The following is a 21,424-nucleotide window of genomic DNA, read 5'->3' as shown; positions in this document are numbered from 1 at the left end:
GGTCGCGCGCCGACGCGCCGAAAGCGATTTCCCCGGCGACGGCACGGGCGGCGGACCGCTAGGGTCGACAGGTGACCACGGATCCGCTCCTACTGATGGGCGAGGTGGACGCGGCCACCAGCCGACTCCTGCGTACCGCAGCGTCTTTCGACGCCGCGGACCTGGCCGGCGCATCGCTGCTGCCGGGCTGGACGCGCGGCCACGTGCTGGCGCACCTGGCGCGCAACGCCGACGGCCTCGTCAACCTGCTCACGGCGGCCCGCACCGGCACGGACCTGCCGATGTACGCCTCGCTGGCGGCCCGCAACGCGGACATCGAGACCGGCTCGGGCCGGCCACCCGCCGAGCACCTGGACGACCTGCGGCGCACCGCCGACCTGTTCGTCGAGGCGGTCGCGGCGATGCCGGCCGAGGCGTGGGCGGCGACGGTGCGGGCGCGGCTGGGCCCGTGGCCGGCCGCGCTGCTGGTCTGGGGTCGCCTGCGGGAGCTCGAGGTGCACCATCTCGACCTGGCCGCCGACTACGGCGCCGCCGACTGGTCGGACACGTTCGCCCACCGGCTGCTGCGCGAGGCCGCCAGCCAGCACGCCACGGGGCCGACGCCGCCGTCGATGGTGCTACGCCTGGACGGCAGCGAGCACGACGTGCTGCTCGGCGACCGTGCCGGCGCCCCGATCATCGCCGGTCCCGTTTCCGACCTCGCCGCCTGGCTGATCGGCCGTGCCGACGGCGGCCCGCTCTCCGTCACGCCCGACGGTCCCCTGCCTACTCCACCGGAATGGATCTAGAAACGTCATGACATACAGCGGAGACGTCACCCACGGCGGCGCGCCGGCGGTACGCGAGCTGGACGGGCTCACCATCAGCAAGCTGTCGGTGGGCCCGATGGACAACAACGCCTACCTGCTGCGTTGCACCGGCACCGGTGACCAGGTGCTGATCGACGCCGCCAACGAGGCCCCCCGACTGCTGGAGCTGATCGGCGACGGCGGGCTCACCGCCGTGGTGACGACCCACCAGCACATGGACCACTGGGTGGCGCTGGAGGAGGTGGTCGCCAAGACCGGCGCGCGGGCACTGGTGCACGCCGACGACGCGGACGGGCTGCCGATCGAGGCGGAGCGTCTCGCCGACGGCGACACGGTGCAGGTCGGCGACTGCGCGTTGGAGGTCATCCACATCAAGGGGCACACCCCGGGCTCGATCGCACTGCTCTACCGCGACCCGGCCGGCACCCCGCACCTGTGGACTGGCGACAGTCTTTTCCCAGGTGGCGTAGGGAACACGGACAAGGACCCGGAGCGCTTCGCCGCGCTGATCGACGACGTCGAGCACAAGCTGTTCGACAAACTCCCGGACGACACCTGGTTCTACCCCGGCCACGGCAAGGACAGCACGCTGGGAGCGGAACGCCCAGCCCTCCCCCAGTGGAAAGCAAGAGGCTGGTAACCAACCACCCCACCCACCCACACACACAAAAAGAACCAAACGCCGACCGTTCACCCTGAAGATCTCTCAACCCCAGGTGTGGCGCGGCACCACCGGACGAGCCGCAACCCCGACGGGGCGGGGGCCTGCCGTGCCCGGCGCAGGGATCAAGCCTGACCGCCCGGAGCCGGGCACGGCAGGCCCCCGCCCCCACCGCAACCGGCCCCACACCGCAACCCGGCCGACACCGCAACCCGGCCCCACCCCACCCTCAGCCAGCAACAGCGAACAGCCGCCGCCGTGCCCCCAGCAGCACGACGGAGGCCAGCACCATCCCGACCCCCATGGTCACCAGCAGTGGGCTGGGGTCCCCCGGCAGCAGCCCGGCCAGCGATCGGGATGCGGTGCCCAGCGCGAGGTAGAGGCCGGCCCAGGCGGCGGCGCCGAGCGTCGCGCAGCCGAGGAATCGGCGGTACGACATCCGTAGCCCGCCGGCGGCCAGCGGCAGCAGCGCGTTGAACACGGGCAGGAACGGCGCGACGACCATCATCCGACCGCCGCCGCGACGCAGGATTCCCTCGGCCGCGGTCCAACGCGGCTCGCCGATCCAGCCGCCGATCCGGCTGTGTCGCAACCGCTCGGAGTAGCGGCGGCCGATCACGAAACTCAGCGACCAGCCGGCCAGGCAGCCGACCAGCACCGCGGCGAAGGTCGCCAGCCCGGTGGTCGGGCGCCCCACCCCGACGGCGGCGAGGATCGCCACGTCGCCGGGGACCAGGACACCCAGCAGGGGTACGGCGTCGAAGAGCATGACGAGCCCGAGCGCACCCATCAGCAGCAGGATGGGCAGGTCGCCGATCTGGGCCAGCCATTGCGTCATGCACCCACGCTATGGCCGTGACACCACTTCGGACATCGGGTTCCAGCCCCCAGGGCCCCCTGGTATCGGTCTCGGGGTCGTCCCTGAGGTGGCGTCCGCACTCAGACGGGTCGCAGCACCCGCACCCGGCGTAGCGACGAGTCCACCGAGGGTTCGGTGGTGGGCACCGGGTAGTCGGCCAGGACCGCCAGGCGGTCCGCCGGCAGGTGCCCCCGGTCGGGGTCACCGACCAACACGTCGGCGCCCCTGGCGGCGGCCCTCTGCAGGAAGGGCAGCATCCGGTCGGCCATCACACGGTCGTAGAAGACGTCCCCGGCGACCACCAGGTCGGCCTCCGAGTCGGTGTCGTCGAGCAGGTCGTCCCCGAAGACGTCGACGACGACGCGGTTGGCCCGGGCGTTGAGGGTGACGGCGGCGACGGCGTACGGGTCGATGTCGTTGGCGACCACTTCCGCGGCACCGGCCAGCGCGGCGGCGATGGCCACCAGCCCCGAGCCGGAGGCGAGGTCGAGCACCCGACGACCGGCGGCCAACTCCGGGTGGTCCAGGAGGTGGCGGGCCAGGGCCTGGCCGCCGGCCCAGGCGGACGCCCAGTACGGGGCCGGCAGGGGATGCCCGACGGCGGCCTCCATCCGGGCCCACCAGACGATCGCGTCCTCGGCCAGGTGCAGCCGCACCTCGGGAACGAAGGGGGTGGGCACCAGCCGGAGCCGGTCCAGGCCGTTGCCGGGCGCGTCGATCTCGCGCTCCAGCTCGGTCAGCGCGTCGGCTGCGGCACCCTTCATCGGCGCAAGCATGCCCCAGCGGCGGGTGGTCGGGGCAGGTTTCGCGTGCCGGCGCGCAGAGTTCACCCGACTTCACACGAAGACCTACGGCACTTCGGCCAGCGGATCCGGGTTTTGCCCGTTACTGTCGGACAGGTACGGGCGATCATCGGCCAGAGGCCGAGGGTCAGCCGCTTTGAACAGGGAGAGATGCATGGCAACCGGCACGGTTAAGTGGTTCAACTCGGAAAAGGGCTTCGGTTTCATCGAGCAGGACGGTGGAGGGCCGGACGTGTTCGTCCACTACTCCGCCATCGCCTCGAGCGGCTACCGGGAGCTCAACGAGGGCCAGAAGGTCGAGTTCGAGGTGACCCAGGGGCAGAAGGGTCCGCAGGCGGACAACGTCCGCCCGATGTAGCTCCGTGCCGGTGACGGCGGCCGGTCTCCGGCCGCCGTCGCAGCGCACTCAAGACGCCGCCGGGGCGGCGGGCAGGTCCCGCCGCCTCCGGATCGGCCCGATCAACAGGATCAACGGGGTGAGCGCCAACCAGGCGGTCATCACGAATATCGTTCTCCCGACGCCGTAGCGCGCGCCGAGGGCTCCGGCCAGCACGGCCGCGAGCGGGATCGTGCCGTAGTTGAGCAGGTGCATGCTCACCGTCACCCGGCCGAGCAGGTGGTGCGGCGTGTAGGTCTGCCGGAAGGCGCCCTTGACGACGTTGCCGATGGCTACGCCGAGGCCGATCAGCACCCCGCCGAGGGCTGGCCAGACCAGCCCGACGCCCGGTGCGGCGAGTGGGATGAGCAGGGCTGGCGGGCCGGTGAGCGCCCCGGCGATCAGCACTGCCCGTGCGGTGCCGCAGCGGCGGCCCAGCGTGGTGGCGAGCAGCGCCCCGATGATCCCTCCGGCGCTCATCACCCCGACCAACGCGCCCACCAGGCCCGGTTCGAGCCGAAGCTCCCGGACCAGAAAGACCACCAGCACGGCCTGGTAGCCGGTCAGCCCGATGTTGCAGGCCGCGCCGAAGACAGCCAGCACCCGCAGGTACGGGTCGCGGATGACGAAGCGCAGCCCTTCGGCGATGTCCCGGCGCAGTGAACGGGACCGGTCCGCCCGGCGTGCGCGTGGTTCGACGGTGCGGATCCGCAGCAGGAAGATCGCGGAGGCCAGGAACGTGAACGCGTCCAGCACCAGCGCGGCGACGGCACCGGTGAGCTGGGCGATCAGGCCGGCGAGGCCGGGGCCGACGACGTAGCTGAGGGTCTGGGTCGCCTGGAGCTTCGCGTTGCCCTCCGGCAGTTGCTCGGGTCGCAGCACCACCGGCAGGTACACCTGGTCGGCGGTTTCGAAGAAGACCCGCGCGGCGCCGGCGCTGAGGGCGACCACCAGCAGGTGCGCCACGGTGAGCCGGCCCAGCACGGCGGCCAGTGGGATGCTGAGGAACGCCAACGCGCAGAACAGGTCGCACACCACCATCACCGACCGACGGGGCAGCCGGTCCACCCACGCGCCGGCTGGCAGGCCGATCAGCAGCCAGGGCAGCCAGGCAGCGGCGGTGAGCACCGCCACCTGGAAGGTGCCGGCGTCGAGCACGGCGACCGCGACCAGCGGCAGTGCGACGGTGGTGACGTTGCTGCCGATGCTGCTGACGGCCTGACCGGCCCAGAGCAGCCGGAAGTCCCGATGCCGCAGCAATCCGCCGGGCGGGCGGACCGACCCCGGGGCGGTACGGGTGACCGCGGTCACGGCCGGGCCGGAATGCCGTACGCGAACACGAACACGGGTTGGCGCTCGCCCTCGTCGTCGGGGACACCGCGCTCGCCCCACCGGTCCAGGAGGTCGACGATCTCGCGGCTCAGCTGGGCCAGCTCGTCGGGGGTGAGGTGCAACCACCTGTCGGCGGAGAACGGGCCGTCCTGCCAGGCGGCCTGCGCCGCGTCGTCGGCGGCGTGCCAGGCTCGGGCGAGGGCGACGTGCCGGTCCAGGTTGAGCGAGGTGGCGGCGTCGGCGACCGCGCGGGCCGCCGGGTCGGCGTCGAAGTCGGTGGTGGACCAACGCACCCCTCGGCTGACCGGCCGCCACCACCGCTCGCGCCGGTCGCGGGCCAACTCGGGGGCCTCGGTGACCAGGTCCGCGGCGGCGAGGACCTTGAGGTGGTGACTGACGTTCGCCGGCGCCTGACCGGTGCGCTCGGCGAGCAGGCCGACGGTCGAGGGCCCGTGCACCTTGAACACGTCCATCAGCCGGCGACGCAGCGGGTGGGCCAGGGCCGCCAGCACCCGCGAGTCGGTGACCTGACGCACATCGGGGTTGTCCATGCCCCCACCCTGACATCCGCAACAGCTGTTGCGCAATGCCTGTTGCTCAACAGCCGTTGCGGATCCGGAGCGCGGAGAGGGGCGGCCCGGCGGCTACGGGCCGCCCCTCCGCTCAGGCGACCAGCCGGCGGGACAGCTCGTCGGCGACCTGCTTGGCGATGGTGGGCGGAATGGCCGCCGCGATCTTCTCCGGCGTCAGCCCGGCCAGCACGCCCTGGATCACCGCCGGCTCGTCGGTGAAGTCCCGGCCGGAGAAGATGGTCAGCGCCGCCTGGAGCGCGCTCAACTGCGCACCCAGGCTCTTGAGGTTCGGGTGACCGGTCACCGAGGCTCCGGTGTCATCGCGGCCCTCCGCCATCCGGGTGTAGATCTGCCCGATCGGGTTGCGGCCGTCGAGCACTGTGATGTTCTTGTGGACGGTTGCCAGCCAGGTGTGTTCTTCGGGGGTCATGTCGATCTCCTCCAGGAGTCCGATGGAACTCAGGTAGCGACGGAACAGCGGCCGCTGGTCGCGGCCCGCCTTGGTCGCGTCGCGAAAGAAGCTGAAGTGGGTGTGCCAGCGGTGCGAACTGTCGCCGGTGGTGCGCTTGCCGAGACGGTCCCACCGCTTCACTGTCGAGCCGTCGGGGCTGTAGATGATCTCGCGAATGTCCCGGCTGTCGGCCGCGTTCGCCGCACACTGCCCCACGCACCAGAGCGAGAAACTGGACAGGGTGTGCGTCCGGCCGCCAGAGCGGACCTCGAAGCCGCCGACGTCGAGCGCCGCCGCGTCGAGGGTGAGGCCACCCTGGTCCCGGGGTGACTCCACCACCGAGTAGTCGTTGGTGACCACCCGATCCGAGCCGCAGTGGTAACCACCCCGGTGGGCGGGGTCCCCGACGATGCCGACCTCCGCCGGCTCGAGGTCTGCGGCCCGATCGGTGTTCGGGTCGATGTTGAGATGAGTGAGAAGCAGGCTGCGGACAGCCAACAGGTTGGACGGGGCGCGGGTCATCGGCCCCCCTCTCGGATATACGGGGACCAGACGCAATGTCACACCGCGTGTGCGATGCAAGCTTCAGGTCGGGCCCGGTCTATCTCGTGCTCGGCGCCGGGCGATGACCCAACCATAGCCCCATCAATAGATGAAAGCCCAGGTCAGAGCGATTTATTTTCCGATTGGAAGATCATCGACCAGAGTGGACGACCGGCAACAACACCGCCGACGGGTACGCCGGCTCATGCAGAACCTGCCGCCAGCCGGCACGCAGCGTCACCGCGGTGCCGAGGGGTTCGCCGGTGCCGGGGTTGCGCGCCCACCGTGGATGGGCGCCGCCGGCGACCTGCACCCGCAGCCGGTGTCCGGCCGCGAACCGGTACGCGGTCGGCCAGAGCGCCACCGGGACCCGCAGCCCTCCGGACGCGTCGGCGGGGAAACGCTCGGGGGTCACCCGCACCAGGCCGTCGCACACGTTCCACGAGCGACCGCGCCGGTCCACATCGCACAGTCGCACGAAGACGTCCAGGTACGGCAGCTCGCTGCGGACGTGGATCTCGGCGCGTACCGGGCCGATCACCTCGACCGGCCCGGTCAGCGGGGCGCTGGTGTAGGTCAGCACGTCGGGGCGGGCCTCGACCGGCCGGTTGTCCACCGGGCCGGCCTGCTGGGCGACCAGCAGCGGCCCGCCCCGCGAGGGGGTGGGGTCGGTCGGGTCGTACCGGAACTCGTCAGGTGCCGACGCGACCGGGGGGCGCAGCGCCAGCTCACCGCCCGGATGCAGGTGCCAGGCGGTGTCGGTGGCCGGCGGGGGCCAGTCCGGCAGGTCCCGCCAGCCGCCGCCGGAACCACCCACGTGCAGCCGGACCGGGGCGGACGCGGCTCGGCGCGACCGCCCGCCGGTCGACGTAGCGGCCAGCAGGTGATCGTCGAGCCAGGCCAGCCCCTCCCGCAGGGCGCCCACGAACAGCCCGGGGCTGCCGTGTGTCCAGGGGCCGATCACCAGGCGCGGTCGTGCGCCGGCGGCACGCAGGGTGGTGTGGTCGTCGAGTTGGGCGGGCAGGAAGATGTCGTGCCAACCGGTGACCATGAGCACCGGCGCCCGCACCCGGGCGACCCGGTCGGCGAAGACGCGCTCGCGCCAGTACGCCGCCTCCGGGGTGTGGTGGCGCAGCCACTCCTGGAAGAACGGGATGGTCACGCCGGTGGCCACCCGGTCGGCGTCGGCCAACGGCAGGTGCGCGAGCGCGGCGGCAAGCCGGGGCTGGCCACGCTTGAGCTCCCGCTGCCGGGCCAGCCACGGCACGGTCTGCGCGTGCAGCAGCTCCGCCCAGGTCAGCACGGTGTCCAGGGCGAAGGACTCCCCCGCGTACGTCGAGTCCCGGGTGGCCGAGGCGGTCACCACCGCGACCATCGCGCGCAGCTCGGCACCGGCGTCGGCGGCCAGCGCCCACTGCGCGAAACCCTGGTAGCTGACCCCGAACATGCCGAGTTGGCCGGCCCACCAGGGTTGGCGGCGCAGCCAGTCCAGGGTGTCCACCCCGTCGTCGCGCTCGTGCACGAGCGGGGCGAAGGTCCCACCGGACCCGCCGGTGCCGCGGCAGGCCTGGATCACCGCGTGTCGGCCCCGCGCGGCGAGCAACCGGCCGAGCAGCCGCAGCGGTCCACCCCGCCCGTACGGGGTGCGGATCAGCACGGTCGGCGCGTCCGGCACGCCCGGGGCGTAGTGATCGGTGCGCAACACCACACCGTCGCGGGCCCGGACCGGGATGTCGCGGGTGACCCGCACCGGGGCGGGGCGGGTCGGTGGCAACCGCAGCGCGACGCCGGCGAGACGGGAGACGAGCCGGTCGGGCACCGCTCAGCCCGTCGGCCGGCGGGGCGACTCGGGCCGGGCGGCGCGCACCGCGTCCCGGTGCCCCCGCAGCGACTCGCTCATCTCCGCCATGAACCGGTGCACCACCTCCAGCTCGTCCTCGCCGAAGCGGGCCATCACCGTGTCGGTACGCGCGCCCAGCGGCTGGAAGAACTCCATGGCCAGGGCGGCACCCTGGTCGGCGTAGTGCAGCAGCACCTTGCGGCGGTCGGCGGTGTCCCGGTCCCGGCGGATGTGACCGGCCCGCTCCAGCCGGTCGACCAGGGCGGTGACCGAGCCGGAGGAGAGGTTGAGCTGTTCGCCGAGGCGGCCCGGGGTGATCGGGTCACCGAGCAGCTCGGCGTCCATCACCGCGATCAGTGCCTGGAGGTCGGTCGGGTTGAGGCCGTGCAGGTTGGCGAAGGCGTGGCCGACGTGTTGGGCGTCCACCGCGTACCGCCGGAGGTTGTTGGTGATCTCGGCGACCAGCTGCTCGCGGCGCGTGTCGCGCCGTCGGTACATGCCGTGAGTCGCCACCTCGCGCTGCTCTTCCCGTCGTCGGTCTCCCGGGTTGCAGCATAGAACAGCCCCGGATAATCTCGGCCATCAAGATACTTGGCTTCCGAAGGACCTTGAGGTCACCCTGATGTCCCTGTTCACCAGAGTTGCCCGCGGCCGGCTGGCCGCCTGGCTCACCGTGGCCGCCGCGATCGTCGTCGGCGCGGCCGTCTTCGGCACGCCCCGGCCGGACAACCCGGCACCGGTCTCCGCCACCGGCCTGTCCGTGCGGTGGCAGTCGACCCAGGTGCAGCGCCTGCAGGACCAGTTGCCGTCCAGCGACGTGCAGCCGGCCATCGTGGTGGTCAGCCGCGGCGACGGCGGCGCGCTGAGCGAGGCCGACCGGGCCACCGTCGGCGCCCGCGCCGACGACCTGCGCCGCTTCGCGGTGGGCGGGCAGGTCAGCCCGGCCCAGCTCGCCCCGGACGGCGCGGTGGCCCTCGTCGCCGTGCCGCTGGACACCGCCGGCGGGCAGGAGGCCGTCACGAACACGGTGACCCAGCTGCGCGCCGCCCTGGCGGACCTGCCCGGCGGGCTGACCGCCGAGGTGACCGGCGCCCCGGCGTTCACCGCCGACCTCTCCTCGGTGTTCGACGGCGCCGACGTCACCCTGCTCGCGGTGACCGCCGCCGTGGTCGCGGTACTGCTGCTGATCACCTACCGCAGCCCGTTCCTGTGGATCGTGCCGCTGGTCGTGGTGGCCGCGACCGAGCAGCTCACCCTGCGCGCGGTGGACGTCATCGTGCCGGCCGTCGGCATCCACCTCCAGCAGGGCCAGGTCACCGGCATCGCCAGCGTGCTGGTCTTCGGCGCCGCCACCGACTACGCGCTGCTGCTCATCGCCCGCTACCGGGAGGAGTTGCGCCGCGCCCAGGACCGGTACGCGGCGATGCGCGCCGCGCTGCGCCGCACCGCCGAGCCGATCCTGGCCAGCGGCGGCACGGTGGTGCTCGGCGTCCTCACCCTGCTGCTCAGCGAGCAGGAGACCAACCGGGCCCTCGCCGTGGCCTGCGCCACCGGTGTGGTCTTCGCCATGCTCTCGGCGTTGTTCGTGCTCCCCGCCGTGTTGGTGCTCTTCGGGCGCGGCCTGTTCTGGCCGTTCGTCCCCCGCGTCGGCGGCCCGGTGCGCGAGGGCCGGCTCTGGGGTCGACTCGGCGCCGCCGTGCGACGCCGCCCGGTGGTGGTCGCGACGCTTGCCACAGTGCTGCTCGGCGGCCTGGCACTGGGTGGGCTCGGCATCCGCACCGGCCTGTCCGAGACCGAACAGTTCCGGGCCGAACCCGAGGCGGTGACCGGGGCACAGACCCTGGCCAGGGCCTTCCCCGCCGGCAGCACCCAGCCTGTCGCAGTGCTCACCACCCCGGCGGCGGTGCGGGCGGTCACCGACGCCGCCACCGCGGTGCCCGGCGTCGCCTCGGCCCGCCCCGGTGCCGCCGGCGACGCCGTCGCCCAGGTCGACGTGGTCCTGGACGCCGAACCCGGCACCACCGCCTCGGACCGCGCGATCGAGGCGCTGCGCGACGCGGTGGCCGCCGTTCCCGACTCCGCTCCCCCGGCCGCCACCGGCGCCGACGCGCCGTCCGGGGCGCTCGTGGGTGGGTCCGTGGCCGCCACGTACGACTCCGACGAGGCCAACGACCGTGACCTACGACTCATCCTGCCGATCATCCTGTTGCTGGTCGCCGGGGTGCTCGTGCTGCTGCTGCGCGGCCTGCTCGCACCGGTGTTGCTGGTGCTCACCGTGATCGCGTCGTTCTTCGCCAGCCTCGGCGCGGCCTGGCTGCTCTTCGACCACGTGCTGGGCTTCCCCGCGCTGGACAGCGGTGTGCTGCTGCTCGCCTTCGTGTTCCTGGTGGCGCTCGGGGTGGACTACAACATCTTCCTGGTCACCCGGGCCCGGGAGGACGCGCGCGGTGCGGGCACCCGCGACGGGATGCTGTCCGCCCTGCGGGTCACCGGCGGGGTGATCACCAGCGCCGGAGTGCTGCTCGCCGCGGTCTTCGCCGTACTCGGCGTGCTGCCACTGATCACGCTGACCCAGATCGGCATCATCGTCTGCATCGGCGTCCTGCTGGACACCCTGCTGGTCCGCACGGTCCTGGTGCCGGCGCTGGCGTTTCTGCTCGGAGACCGCTTCTGGTGGCCCGGCCGGCTCACACCGCAGCGCCCGGCGCACACCGCGGTGTCGCCGGAGTCGGTAGCCGCTCGCGACTGACCGGCGGGGGCCGTGACGGCGACACCGGCGCGGCCCCCGCCCGGGTCAGTAGTCCAGGCAGACGCACTCGGTCATCAGCGCCCGCACGTTGCGCACGTACGACGGGTTGGGGATGGCCAGGGGCGCACCCTCCCGCGCCACCGCGCCGTGCCCGACGTTGTACGCGGCGATGACCGCGTTGAGCAGGCAGGAATTCAACTCGGCGGTGCACAGGGCCGGGTCGAGGCGGAAGTCGGACTCGAAGTACATGTCGCCGATGTACTTGGTGGCCCAGGCCAGGTAGGTGGCACCGAGGCTGGCGTTGTCCCGGTAGTCGTCGATCTGGTAGCTCTGCTCGAACCGCTGGTTCATCCAGGTCGCCGTGGCCGGCATCACCTGCATCAACCCCACACCGCCGTCGCAGGCGTGGATGTTGGACTGCCAGCCACTCTCCTGCCACGCGGTGGCCTTGAGCAGGTTGAGCGGCACCGTGATGTCCGGTGCGGAGACCGGCCAGTAGGAACGGCCCGCCGCGTCGGTCAGCGCCGCCTTCACCTCGGCCCGCGCCGCCTGGGCACCCTGGTAGGTCGGCTTGCAGGAACTCGGCGCCGGCTTCGGCGGGGCCGGCGGGACCATGGTCTCGGTGGGCGGCTTCGCCACCGCGAGTGGCTTCGGCGCCGTGCGGGTCGGCTTCTTCTTCGGCTTCGGGGACGGGGACGCCGACGCGCGACGACTCGGCGCGGCACCCATCGACTCCACGGCGCTCACCGACGGGCTCGGCTCCGCGGTGGCCTCGTCGGTGGGGGCGTCCAACGGCGCGTCGGCGAGTGCGACCGGGCCGGTCTGATCGCGCGGGCCCTCCGCCTCGGTGGCGCACCCGACCAGCGTGCCCGACAACAGCACCCCGGCAAGCAGCACCGCGCCCAACCGATCGGTCCATCGAACCATCTCGGTGCCTCCCCCGTGTGACCGACACAGACCCTAGCAAGGTTCCACCGGTCGGCGGTGCCCCTGCGGCGGCGTCCGGGCCTGGTCGTCCGGCTGCTCAAGGTCGCCCACCGCCCGGTCCCGGGTGGCCCAAGCGACCATGAACACGACAGTCCAGAGCACCCCGAGCAGCACCGCCGCGGCGGTGCCACTGGCCGTGTCCAGGCCGAGGTAGAGCCGTGCACCGCCGATGCCGAGCATCCCCGCGGCGGCGGCCGTCCACACGGCCACCGCCACCGGCCAGCGTGAACTGCGCGACACCAACCAGGCCAGGGTGCAGAAACTCGCCGCGACAACCGCGTTCTGGGTGGAGAGCGAGGCCACCTCGGTGACGCCCGGCGCCGTGCCGTGCGCACCTGTCACCTCGGCGGCCACGGCCAGCACCACCAGCGGCACGAACGCACCCACCGTGCCGACCACGCTGAGCAGGTCCGCACGCCAGGGCCGGTTGCGCCACGCCAGCACCGCGGCCACCAGCCCCACCAGGGCGATCAACACCGACCCTCGGAGCACGGACACCACGAGCATCGTGGCGTCGGCGGCGTCCGGGGTACGCCGGGCGGCGAACCACCCCGCGATGGCGTCGTCCAGCGCGGCCAACCCGCTGTTGCGGATGGCCACCGCGAGCAGGCCGGCGATGGCGAGCCCGGCGGCGAACAGCAGCAGGAGCCCCGCGGCCAGATTGAGCAGCAGCGTCCAGGCCGGCCCGATCCGCATGGCCACCAGGAAGAACAGCACCCCGTAGCGGGCGGTGAGCCAGCGCACCGGGGGCAGCGCACCCGCCCGGGACAGCAGCGCGCGGACCGGGTCCGGGTTGCGACCCAGCCACCGGCCGACGAGCACCACCCCCACCAGGCCGGCCAGCAGCAGCAGCGCCACCCCGGTGGCCCGGCCGAGCAGCCGGGAGACCGTGTCGTACGACTCACCGGCGAGGTGACCGAGCAGGACCGACCCGCCCACCCAGGTCATCACCCCGGCCAGGTTCCACGGTGCGAACCGCCGGTACGGCATGCCGGCCGCACCGGCCAGCCGGGGCACCAGGGTGCGGGCGAACGCCACCCACCGGGCGACGAACACACCCCGACCACCGAGCCGGGCGAGCATGGCATCGGCCCTGGCCCAGCGCGCGGGGCCGACCCGGTGGCCCAGCCCGGCGCGCAGCCGGGGCCCGTAGCGCCGTCCGGCGCGAAAGGCCAGCCCATCACCGACGACGGCGGCGACGATCATCGCGAGCAACGCCGGCCCGAGCCGCAAGGTACCGTTGTAGGTGAGGAAGCCGACGAGCAGCAGGGTAGCCTCACCCGGCACGAGCAGGCCGAAGATCACCGCGGTCTCGCCCGCCACGATCAGCGCGGCGACCAGGTAGATCCACAGGGCGGGCAGACTCTGCACCCAGGTCAGCAGGTCGTGCACTCAGGCCCCCGGAACACGGGAGTCAGCATGCCAGCCGGGGGAACGACCGGGACAGCAGTTTCACCATAGATCAGGGGCCCCTGGGGGGTGACCCCGACGCGGCCTGCGCGAGCGCAGGCGGAAGGATAGAGGGTATGCAGCTTCGCACCGACCTCCGCAACGTCGCCATCATCGCTCACGTCGACCACGGCAAGACCACCCTGGTCGACGCCATGTTGCGGCAGGCCGGGGCGTACGGCGCCCGGGGCGAGAACACCGAGCGGGTGATGGACTCGGGTGACCTGGAGCGGGAAAAGGGCATCACGATCCTGGCCAAGAACACCGGCGTGCGCTACCTGCCGGCGGACGGCTCCGACCCGGTCACCATCAACATCATCGACACCCCCGGCCACGCCGACTTCGGTGGTGAGGTGGAGCGCGGCCTGACCATGGTCGACGGCGTGGTGCTGCTCGTCGATGCCAGCGAGGGCCCCCTGCCGCAGACCCGCTTCGTGCTGCGCAAGGCGCTGCGGGCCCGGATGCCGATCATCCTGGTGATCAACAAGGTGGACCGCCCCGACGCCCGGATCAAGGAGGTCGTGGACGACACCTACGAGCTCTTCCTCGACCTGGACGCCGACGAGGAGCAGATCGACTTCCCGATCGTCTACGCCTGCGCCCGCGACGGCATCGCCTCGCTGACCCAGCCCGCCGACGGTTCCGTGCCGGAGGACAGCACCTCCCTGGAACCGCTGTTCCGCACCCTGCTGGACACCATTCCGGCACCCTCGTACGAGGACGGCGCGCCGTTGCAGGCGCACGTCACCAACCTGGACGCCTCCCCGTTCCTCGGCCGGCTGGCGCTGTGCCGGGTCCGCCAGGGCACCATCAACAAGGGTCAGACGGTGACCTGGTGCCGCACCGACGGCAGCACCCAGCGGGTCCGCATCTCCGAGATGCTGATGACCCAGGGCCTGGAGCGCACGTCGGCCGAGACCGCCGGCCCGGGCGACATCATCGCCGTCGCCGGCATCCCGGAGATCATGATCGGTGAGACCCTCGCCGACCTCGAGAACCCGGTCCCGCTGCCGCTGATCACCGTCGACGAGCCGGCCATCTCGATGACCATCGGCACCAACACCTCGCCGCTGGTCGGCCGGGTCAAGGGCTCCAAGGTCACCGCGCGGATGGTCAAGGACCGGCTCGACAAGGAGCTGATCGGCAACGTGTCGCTGCGGGTGCTGCCCACCGAGCGGCCGGACGCCTGGGAGGTGCAGGGCCGCGGTGAGCTGGCGCTGGCCATCCTGGTCGAGCAGATGCGCCGGGAGAGCTACGAGCTGACCGTCGGCAAGCCGCAGGTGGTCACCCGCGAGATCGACGGCAAGACCTGCGAGCCGGTCGAGCGGCTGACCATCGATGCCCCGGAGGAATACCTGGGCGCGATCACCCAACTCCTCGCCACCCGTAAGGGTCGGATGGAGCAGCTGGTCAACCACGGCACCGGCTGGATCCGGATGGAGTGGCTGGTCCCGGCGCGCGGCCTGATCGGCTTCCGCACCGAGTTCCTCACCGACACCCGGGGCACCGGCATCCTGCACCACGTCTTCGAGTCGTACGAGCCGTGGTTCGGCGAGCTGCGCACCCGCAACAACGGTTCGCTCGTCGCCGACCGGTCCGGTGCGGTCACCGCCTTCGCGATGATCAACCTGCAGGAGCGCGGTCAGCTCTTCGTCGACCCGACCACCGAGGTGTACGAGGGCATGATCGTCGGCGAGAACTCCCGCTCCGACGACATGGACGTCAACATCACCAAGGAGAAGAAGCTCACCAACATGCGGGCCTCGACCTCCGACGAGACCGAGAAGCTGATCCCGCCGCGCAAGCTCTCGCTGGAGCAGGCCCTGGAGTTCTGCCGCGAGGACGAGTGCGTCGAGGTCACCCCGACCGCCGTGCGCATCCGCAAGGTGGTGCTCGACCAGCAGCAGCGGGGCCGCGCCGCCGCCCGCCGCAAGCACGCCGGCTGAGCGCACCAGCACCCGACACCGGGCGCGTCGACCGCTTGCGGTCGACGCGCCCGCGCGTTTCCGGCGGGGGTACGCGGGCCACCCCGAGCGGCCCGTGCCGATCGGCTACGGTCACCGGCATGACCTGGGATGATCTCGACGCGCACCTGGACCGGGTGCCCGGCACCGTCTCGGCGTACGTGGGCCGGCTGGACGCACCGCCGACCTGGACCCGCCACCCGGACGCCGCCCACTACGCGGCGAGCACCATGAAGGTGGCGGTGCTCGCCGCGCTCTACCGTGCCGCCGAGGCCGGCGCACTGGACCTGGACGCCCCGGTTCCCGTGGTCAACGAGTTCGACTCCGCCCAACCCGGCGCGCCCCGGTTCTCCTGCGCCCAGCACTACGACAACGACGACGCGGTCTGGGACCGGCTGGGCGACACGGCACCGCTGCGTTGGCTGGCCGACCGGATGATCGTGCGATCCAGCAACCTGGCCACCAACCTGGTCATCGGGCACGTCGGGCTACCCGCGGTGGCCGAGGTGTGGGCGCTGGCCGGTGCCCGCACCAGCGTGACCGGCCGCGGCATCGAGGACTTCGCGGCCCGCGCGGCCGGCATCACCAACACGGTCACCGCCGCCGACCTGGCCGCGCTGCTCGGCGCGCTGGGCACCGGGGCCGGCACCCCGGGCCGAATCGCCGCGCCGGCCGCCTGCTCGGCCATGCTGGACGTCCTGCTCGCGCAGGAACACCGGGAGGACCTGGCCGCCGGCCTGCCCGAGGGCACCCGCATCGCGCACAAGAGCGGCTGGGTACGCGGTGTGCGCCACGGTGCCGGCCTGGTCCTGCCCGCCGACGCCCCGCCATACCTGATCGCCGTCTGCACCACCACCGACCCGACCGACGGCAACGCCAGCGGCGACGACACCGAGGACGACGCCTGCCTGCGGCTCGCGCACATCTCCGCGCAGGTCTGGGCCGCCCGCCACCAGCTCTGACCGGCCCGACTGCGGCTAGGCTGCTCGGACCCCCACCCCGGAGCCGCCGATGCCCCGCAGTCGCACCCTGCTGCTCGCCTTCCTCGTCGTGACGGCAGCGAACCTGCTGGCCAACGCCACCGGCGGCGGCGTGGCCTTCTTCCTCACCAAACCGCTGCTGATGCCGCTGCTCGCCGCGTACCTGTGGCGGGCCAGCACCGAACAGGCAGCCCGACCGGACCGGCTGGTCCTCGCCGGGCTGGCCTTCGCCACCGGCGGCGACATCGCCCTGATGATCGACGACACCGGCTGGTTCCTCGCCGGCATGGCCTGTTTCCTCGGCACGCACCTCTGCTACCTCGCGGCGTTCACCCGCCACCGCGCCGCGACCGCGCTGCGCCGTGCGCCGCTGGTCGCGGTCCCCCTGGGGTACGCGGTGCTGACCGTCGTCGCCCTGAGCTGGATGTGGGCGGGGCTGACCGACGCCGGCCTGGCCGGGCCGGTGGCCGGCTACGCGCTCGCCCTGGCCGCGATGGCCAGCACGGCAGCCACCCAGGGCTGGCGGGTCGGTCTCGGCGCCGCCCTGTTCCTCGGGTCCGACCTGCTGATCGCCGCCGGAGTGGCAGGCGTTGCCGAACCACCCGGCGCGCCGGTACTGGTCATGGCGAGCTACGCAGCCGGCCAGGCACTGATCGTCACCGGCCGCGCCGCCCGCGTCAGCACGCCGGTCATTCCAACAGTCGCGCCCGCAACGCACTGAGCGTCTCGTCGGTCAACCCCAACCCGTCGCGCAGGTACGCGTCGAACGAGCCGTGCACCCGGCGTACCTCGTGGTATCCGGCGTCGAGGTACTCGACGCGAACCTCCAACACCGGCAGCACCGCGTCGACGTCCAGCTCCGGCTGCCGCCGCCGCATCGCCTCGACGATCACCACGCGCAGGCTCTCGGTCAGCTCGTTGTTGCGCAGGTAGTCGGCGCGGATCGCCGCCTCGTCCACCCCGAGCGCCGTCAGCAGGATGACGGTGAGCCAACCGGTGCGGTCCTTGCCGGCGGAGCAGTGGTAGACCAACGGCAGGTTCTCCGGCTGGGCCGCCAGCCGCACTGCCTCGGCGAACCCGACCCGTGCCGACTCACCGGTGACGAACCACCGGTAGATGGCCGCCATCGCCCCCGCCGTGCCCTGCCGGGCCAGCTCCGCGTACGCGTCCAGGTCGTGGCCGAGCAGCACCGCCGAGACGTACGTGAAGACCGGGTGCTCCGGGTCGTGCACCGGCAGGCACACCACCCGTGGCTCACCGGCCAGCCGATCCGCCGGGGCGACCTCGATCTCCGCGGGGGCGCGCAGATCGACCACGCACGCCGGGCCGAGTTTCGCCAGCACCGGTAGGTCATCGTCGGTCAGCCGGCCCAGCGCCGGAGTGCGGATCAACTGGCCGACGCGCACCCGCCGCCCGCCCGCGCCGACGAGCCCACCCAGGTCACGCGCGTTCGGCGCACCCACCAGTTCCCAGCCCTGCCCGGTCATCCGGTCCCCCATCCCGCCGTGTGCCTGCGTATAGGGTGCCTGGCATGACGATCTCGGAGGTACGCACCCACCGGGTTTCCGCCCCCTTACACACCCCGTTCGTCACCGCGCTGCGTCGTACCACCACAGTGGACACCCTGGTCGTCGAGCTCGTCGACACCGACGGCCGGTCCGGCTTCGGCGAGGCGCCCCAGGTCTGGCAGGTCACCGGCGCGTCGGTCGCCGGCGCACGGGCGTGCGTACGCGAGGTGCTCGGTCCACGGTTGATCGGTCGCGATCCGGACGACCTGGTGACCCGGTGCACCGAGGTGCAGCGCGCCGTGGCGGGCAACGAGGCGGCGAAGGCGGCGGTGGACGTCGCCCTGCACGACCTCGCGGCCCGGCGGCTGGGCGTACCCCTGGTGCGGTTGCTCGGGGGCACCACGCTGCGGGTGCCGACGGACGTCACGCTGGCCGCGGGCGACGCGGTGGACCTGGCGGCGGCGGCGCGGCAGCGGCAGTCCGACGGCTTCGGCGTGCTCAAGGTGAAGGTCGGCACCGACGCGGCCGGCGACCTGGACCGGGTGCGGGCCGTGCGCGCGGCCGTCGGCCCCGGGGTGCGGATCCGGCTCGACGCCAACCAGGGCTGGACGCCCCGGGAGGCGGTCCGGGTGATTCGTGGCATCGAGGACGCCGGGCTCGACGTGGAGCTGGTCGAGCAGCCGGTGGCCCGCTGGGACCTGGACGGGCTGGCCTGGGTCAGCGACCGGGTGTCCGTGCCGATCCTCGCCGACGAGGCGGTCTTCGGGGTCCGTGACCTGGTGGAGGTGATCCGCCGTCGGGCCGCCGACCTGGTCAACGTCAAGCTGGCCAAGTGCGGCGGCCTGCACCCGGCCCGTACCCTCCTCGAGCTGGCCACCGCCCACGGGCTCGGCACGGTGGTCGGCTCGATGATGGAGAGCCAGGTCGGCGTCGGTGCGGCGGCGAGCCTGGTCGCCGCGTACGGCACCACCGCGGTCGCCGACCTGGACGCCGCCTGGTGGCTGGCCTGGTCGCCGGTGCAGGGCGGAATACGCTACGACGGGGCTTCCGTGGTGCTGCCGAACGCCCCTGGCCTGGGCATCTCCGGCCTGACTGAAGCAAAGGTGCAGGCTCGTGCTTGATGACCGTTGGTTTCTTTCATAGGGTTGCCCTGGACAACCAACTCGATCTGGGGGTTGACGTGGAGCTGCAACCGGGCCGCGAGGCCGTCGTCCGGGTCGCGGTGGCAACACTGTGGACCTCACCCGAGGCGGTCCGGCCGGCCGACCGACCGGCACTGAGCGCCGGAGCCGACATCCCCGCCTGGGTCTCCGGTCTCACCACCGACCAGCAGGTCGGCGACTGCGTGCTGAGCCAGCTCCTGCTCGGCGAGCGGGTCCTCGTCAGCGAGCTGCGCCCGGACGGCTGGGCCCGGGTCGTCGCCGTCGAGCAGCCAGCCGCCAAGCTGGACCCGCGCGGCTACCCCGGCTGGCTCCCCGCCGACCAACTGACCACTGTCGACCCGGCCACCGGCACCGACCACCCGCTGGTGGTGGACGCCACGGTCACCGGGCTGCGCGCCGCCCCGGGCGGCGCGATGGTGTTGCCCGGCGTCGTCGTCGGCACCCGCCTGGTCCCGGCCGGCCCCGCACGCGACGACTGGCGGCCGGTGTGCGTCCCCGGGCAGGCCACGCCGCTCTGGCTACCCGACAGCCACCTGGTCCCGGCACCGGCCGCGTCACCGCACGCCGAGCAGCCGCTCGCGGTGGCGCAGCGGCTGCTGGACGTGCTCTACATCTGGGGTGGGCTCTCCGCGCACGGCATCGACTGCTCGGGGCTGGTGCACCTGGCCTGGCGGCGGTTCGGGGTGCTACTCCCCCGCGACGCCGACGACCAGGCCGCGGCCACCACCCCGCTGCCGCTGGGCACGGAACGCCCCGGCGATCTCTACTTCTTCGCCCGACCCGGCCGCGGCATCCACCACATCGGCATCGTCACCGCCGCACCCGGGGACGACGGCGAGCGGCGGATGCTGCACGCCTGCTACCGGCGGCGGCGGGTCATCGAGGAGCCGCTGCCAGCCGAGCGGACCGCCACCCTGGTCGGCGCGCACCGGGTCTGACCGGCCGGGCGCGTCGAGCCTCAGCCGGCCGGGCGCCTCGGGCCTGAGCCGGCCGGATGCGTCGGACCCCAGACCGACCGGGCGCGTTGGGGCGCCCGGCCGGTGTGCGGTCAGCGGCGGGCGTCGGCCAACTCGCGGCGCCGGTCCCGGGAGGACTTGATCAGGCTGGCGGCGGTGGCGATGCCCAGGGTGCCGATGATCACCAACAGCGACAGCCAGATCGGGATGTGCGGCGCCCAGCCGACGTGCTCACCACCGTTGATGAACGGCAGGTTGTTGTCGGCCAACGCCTCCAACACCAACTTGACCCCGATGAAGCCGAGCACGACGGCCAGGCCGTAGCTCAGGTAGATCAGCCGGTCGAGCAGGCCACCGAGCAGGAAGTAGAGCTGACGCAGGCCCATCAGCGCGAAGACGTTCGCGGTGAAGACCAGGTACGGCTCCTGGGTGATGCCGAAGATCGCCGGGATCGAGTCCAGAGCGAAGATCAGGTCGGTGGTGCCGATCGCGATCATCACGATCAGCATCGGGGTGAACAGCCGCTTGCCGGTGGCGTGGGTGGTGAGCTTCGCGCCGTCGTAGTCCTTGGAGATCGGCAGCGCCTTGCGGCTCCACCGGATCAGCACGTTCTCGGAGAACTCGTCCTCGTCCGGCTCACCCTGTCGGGCCAGGTTGACGGCGGTGTAGATCAGGAACGCGCCGAAGATGTAGAAGACCCAGGAGAACTGCGAGATCAGCGCCGCACCGGCGGCGATGAACCCGCCGCGCATCACCAGGGCCAGCACGATGCCGACGAGCAGCACCTTCTGCTGGTACTGCCGGGGCACCCCGAAGCGGGCCATGATGATCACGAAGACGAAGAGGTTGTCCACCGAGAGGCTGTACTCGGTGAGCCAGCCGGTGTAGAACTGCCCCGCCGCGCTGGCGCCCGCGCTCAACCAGACCCCCGCCCCGAAGAGCAGGGCAAGCCCGACGTAGAAGGCGACCCAGAGGCTCGACTCCCGCACACTCGGCTCATGCGGGCGCCGACCAATGATCAACAGGTCGACGAGCAGGACCGCAGTCAGTGCGACAAGCGTCCCCGCCCACACCAATCCGGACACGTCCAACGTTCATTCCTCCGGCAGACACGCGGCGTCGGGCACACCGTACGCCCCCGCGGGGGCCGGCGTGCCGCTGTCGCTCACTCTGGTGACTGTCGGAGGTCTCTTCCGCCGCCGCCCTGCGAACAGGGCGACGACCCACGGGGCCGGGTCGCGTCGCCGTGGTTCCGGCGATCGACCGTGCTGACGACTCCGTCGCGGGGGAATACTCCCCTCCTCGGAGACCATTGTTGCCCACCACGCCCCGTGATCACACCCCGGGCAGCCGGTGGCGCCGAACGGGCCCTCGGGTGCGGTGATCGGCACGGGGTCCCACCGGGAACGGCGGCACGCCCGG

At 72.6% G+C, this 21,424-nt stretch carries 20 protein-coding genes; 9 read left to right on the top strand and 11 right to left on the bottom strand.

What is annotated here, in order from left to right; genetic code table 11:
* The first annotated feature begins 71 nt into the window (after positions 1–71).
* A complete protein-coding gene (locus AB0B14_RS23540; RefSeq protein WP_357524181.1) occupies positions 72–788 on the top strand; it encodes a maleylpyruvate isomerase family mycothiol-dependent enzyme in 717 nt (238 codons plus the stop codon).
* A 7-nt stretch (positions 789–795) separates the two neighbouring features.
* Positions 796–1,449 carry an MBL fold metallo-hydrolase gene (locus AB0B14_RS23535; RefSeq protein WP_357524179.1) on the top strand — a complete coding sequence of 218 codons (654 nt, stop codon included), beginning with the start codon at positions 796–798 and terminating at the stop codon, positions 1,447–1,449.
* A 250-nt stretch (positions 1,450–1,699) separates the two neighbouring features.
* On the opposite strand, the gene AB0B14_RS23530 is transcribed toward AB0B14_RS23535, so the two are convergent.
* Both AB0B14_RS23530 and AB0B14_RS23525 read right to left on the bottom strand, forming a co-directional pair.
* Positions 1,700–2,308 carry a VTT domain-containing protein gene (locus tag AB0B14_RS23530; RefSeq protein WP_357069775.1) on the bottom strand — a complete coding sequence of 203 codons (609 nt, stop codon included), beginning with the start codon at positions 2,306–2,308 and terminating at the stop codon, positions 1,700–1,702.
* A 101-nt stretch (positions 2,309–2,409) separates the two neighbouring features.
* The gene (locus tag AB0B14_RS23525) at positions 2,410–3,105 is read right to left on the bottom strand and encodes a 50S ribosomal protein L11 methyltransferase (protein ID WP_357524241.1); all 696 of its coding nucleotides are present in this window, start codon (positions 3,103–3,105) and stop codon (positions 2,410–2,412) included.
* A gap of 181 nt (positions 3,106–3,286) precedes the next feature.
* Between AB0B14_RS23525 and AB0B14_RS23520 the strand changes: the two genes are divergently transcribed.
* On the top strand, positions 3,287–3,490 hold the full coding sequence (locus tag AB0B14_RS23520) for a cold-shock protein (RefSeq protein WP_007462771.1): 204 nt from the start codon (positions 3,287–3,289) through the stop codon (positions 3,488–3,490).
* A gap of 48 nt (positions 3,491–3,538) precedes the next feature.
* Here AB0B14_RS23520 and AB0B14_RS23515 read toward each other — a convergent pair whose 3' ends face one another.
* From AB0B14_RS23515 to AB0B14_RS23495, 5 genes are all read right to left on the bottom strand, one after another.
* Entirely contained in the window at positions 3,539–4,819 is a 1,281-nt protein-coding gene (locus AB0B14_RS23515; RefSeq protein WP_357524177.1) for an MFS transporter, read from the bottom strand.
* On the bottom strand, positions 4,816–5,391 hold the full coding sequence (locus AB0B14_RS23510; protein WP_357524175.1) for a helix-turn-helix domain-containing protein: 576 nt from the start codon (positions 5,389–5,391) through the stop codon (positions 4,816–4,818). Before AB0B14_RS23510 ends, AB0B14_RS23515 begins: the two co-directional genes overlap by 4 nt.
* A gap of 112 nt (positions 5,392–5,503) precedes the next feature.
* On the bottom strand, positions 5,504–6,385 hold the full coding sequence (locus AB0B14_RS23505) for a hypothetical protein (protein WP_357524173.1): 882 nt from the start codon (positions 6,383–6,385) through the stop codon (positions 5,504–5,506).
* Positions 6,386–6,557: 172 nt separating this feature from the next.
* Positions 6,558–8,225, bottom strand: a complete 1,668-nt coding sequence (locus tag AB0B14_RS23500; RefSeq protein ID WP_357524171.1) for a CocE/NonD family hydrolase — start codon at positions 8,223–8,225, stop codon at positions 6,558–6,560.
* A 3-nt stretch (positions 8,226–8,228) separates the two neighbouring features.
* Complete coding sequence (locus tag AB0B14_RS23495; RefSeq protein ID WP_357069934.1) at positions 8,229–8,744, bottom strand: MarR family transcriptional regulator; 516 nt, start codon at positions 8,742–8,744, stop codon at positions 8,229–8,231.
* Between the two features lie 124 nt (positions 8,745–8,868).
* Between AB0B14_RS23495 and AB0B14_RS23490 the strand changes: the two genes are divergently transcribed.
* Positions 8,869–10,995, top strand: a complete 2,127-nt coding sequence (locus AB0B14_RS23490) for an MMPL family transporter (RefSeq protein ID WP_357069764.1) — start codon at positions 8,869–8,871, stop codon at positions 10,993–10,995.
* 45 nt (positions 10,996–11,040) lie between these two features.
* Here the strand turns inward: AB0B14_RS23490 and AB0B14_RS23485 are convergent, their stop codons facing one another.
* Both AB0B14_RS23485 and AB0B14_RS23480 read right to left on the bottom strand, forming a co-directional pair.
* Positions 11,041–11,922 carry a lytic transglycosylase domain-containing protein gene (locus tag AB0B14_RS23485; protein ID WP_357069762.1) on the bottom strand — a complete coding sequence of 294 codons (882 nt, stop codon included), beginning with the start codon at positions 11,920–11,922 and terminating at the stop codon, positions 11,041–11,043.
* A gap of 33 nt (positions 11,923–11,955) precedes the next feature.
* Positions 11,956–13,374 carry a DedA family protein gene (locus AB0B14_RS23480; protein WP_357524169.1) on the bottom strand — a complete coding sequence of 473 codons (1,419 nt, stop codon included), beginning with the start codon at positions 13,372–13,374 and terminating at the stop codon, positions 11,956–11,958.
* 134 nt (positions 13,375–13,508) lie between these two features.
* Between AB0B14_RS23480 and typA the strand changes: the two genes are divergently transcribed.
* The 3 genes from typA to AB0B14_RS23465 all read left to right on the top strand — a co-directional run bounded on the left by typA (position 13,509) and on the right by AB0B14_RS23465 (position 17,096).
* Positions 13,509–15,377: a translational GTPase TypA gene (gene typA, locus AB0B14_RS23475; protein WP_357069758.1), complete on the top strand. Its 1,869-nt coding sequence runs from the start codon at positions 13,509–13,511 to the stop codon at positions 15,375–15,377.
* A 119-nt stretch (positions 15,378–15,496) separates the two neighbouring features.
* Positions 15,497–16,357 carry a serine hydrolase gene (locus AB0B14_RS23470; protein WP_357524167.1) on the top strand — a complete coding sequence of 287 codons (861 nt, stop codon included), beginning with the start codon at positions 15,497–15,499 and terminating at the stop codon, positions 16,355–16,357.
* A 49-nt stretch (positions 16,358–16,406) separates the two neighbouring features.
* Positions 16,407–17,096, top strand: a complete 690-nt coding sequence (locus AB0B14_RS23465; protein ID WP_357069754.1) for a lysoplasmalogenase — start codon at positions 16,407–16,409, stop codon at positions 17,094–17,096.
* Here the strand turns inward: AB0B14_RS23465 and AB0B14_RS23460 are convergent.
* A complete protein-coding gene (locus tag AB0B14_RS23460) occupies positions 17,065–17,862 on the bottom strand; it encodes a tyrosine-protein phosphatase (protein ID WP_357524165.1) in 798 nt (265 codons plus the stop codon). The two genes, AB0B14_RS23465 and AB0B14_RS23460, sit on opposite strands and share 32 nt — an antisense overlap.
* Before the next feature lie 44 nt (positions 17,863–17,906).
* Here AB0B14_RS23460 and AB0B14_RS23455 point away from each other — a divergent pair, with 44 nt between their 5' ends.
* Entirely contained in the window at positions 17,907–19,004 is a 1,098-nt protein-coding gene (locus AB0B14_RS23455) for a dipeptide epimerase (RefSeq protein ID WP_357069750.1), read from the top strand.
* Entirely contained in the window at positions 19,004–19,984 is a 981-nt protein-coding gene (locus AB0B14_RS23450) for an NlpC/P60 family protein (RefSeq protein ID WP_357069748.1), read from the top strand. Before AB0B14_RS23455 ends, AB0B14_RS23450 begins: the two co-directional genes overlap by 1 nt.
* Positions 19,985–20,094: 110 nt before the next feature.
* Here the strand turns inward: AB0B14_RS23450 and AB0B14_RS23445 are convergent, their stop codons facing one another.
* Complete coding sequence (locus AB0B14_RS23445) at positions 20,095–21,093, bottom strand: TerC family protein (protein ID WP_357069746.1); 999 nt, start codon at positions 21,091–21,093, stop codon at positions 20,095–20,097.
* Between the last annotated feature and the right edge of the window lie 331 nt (positions 21,094–21,424).

This window comes from Micromonospora sp. NPDC049171, assembly GCF_040648275.1.
Lineage (GTDB): Bacteria > Actinomycetota > Actinomycetes > Mycobacteriales > Micromonosporaceae > Micromonospora.
Note: the sequence above shows the minus strand (reverse complement) of the source record. Positions and strands in the feature narration are given on the sequence as shown.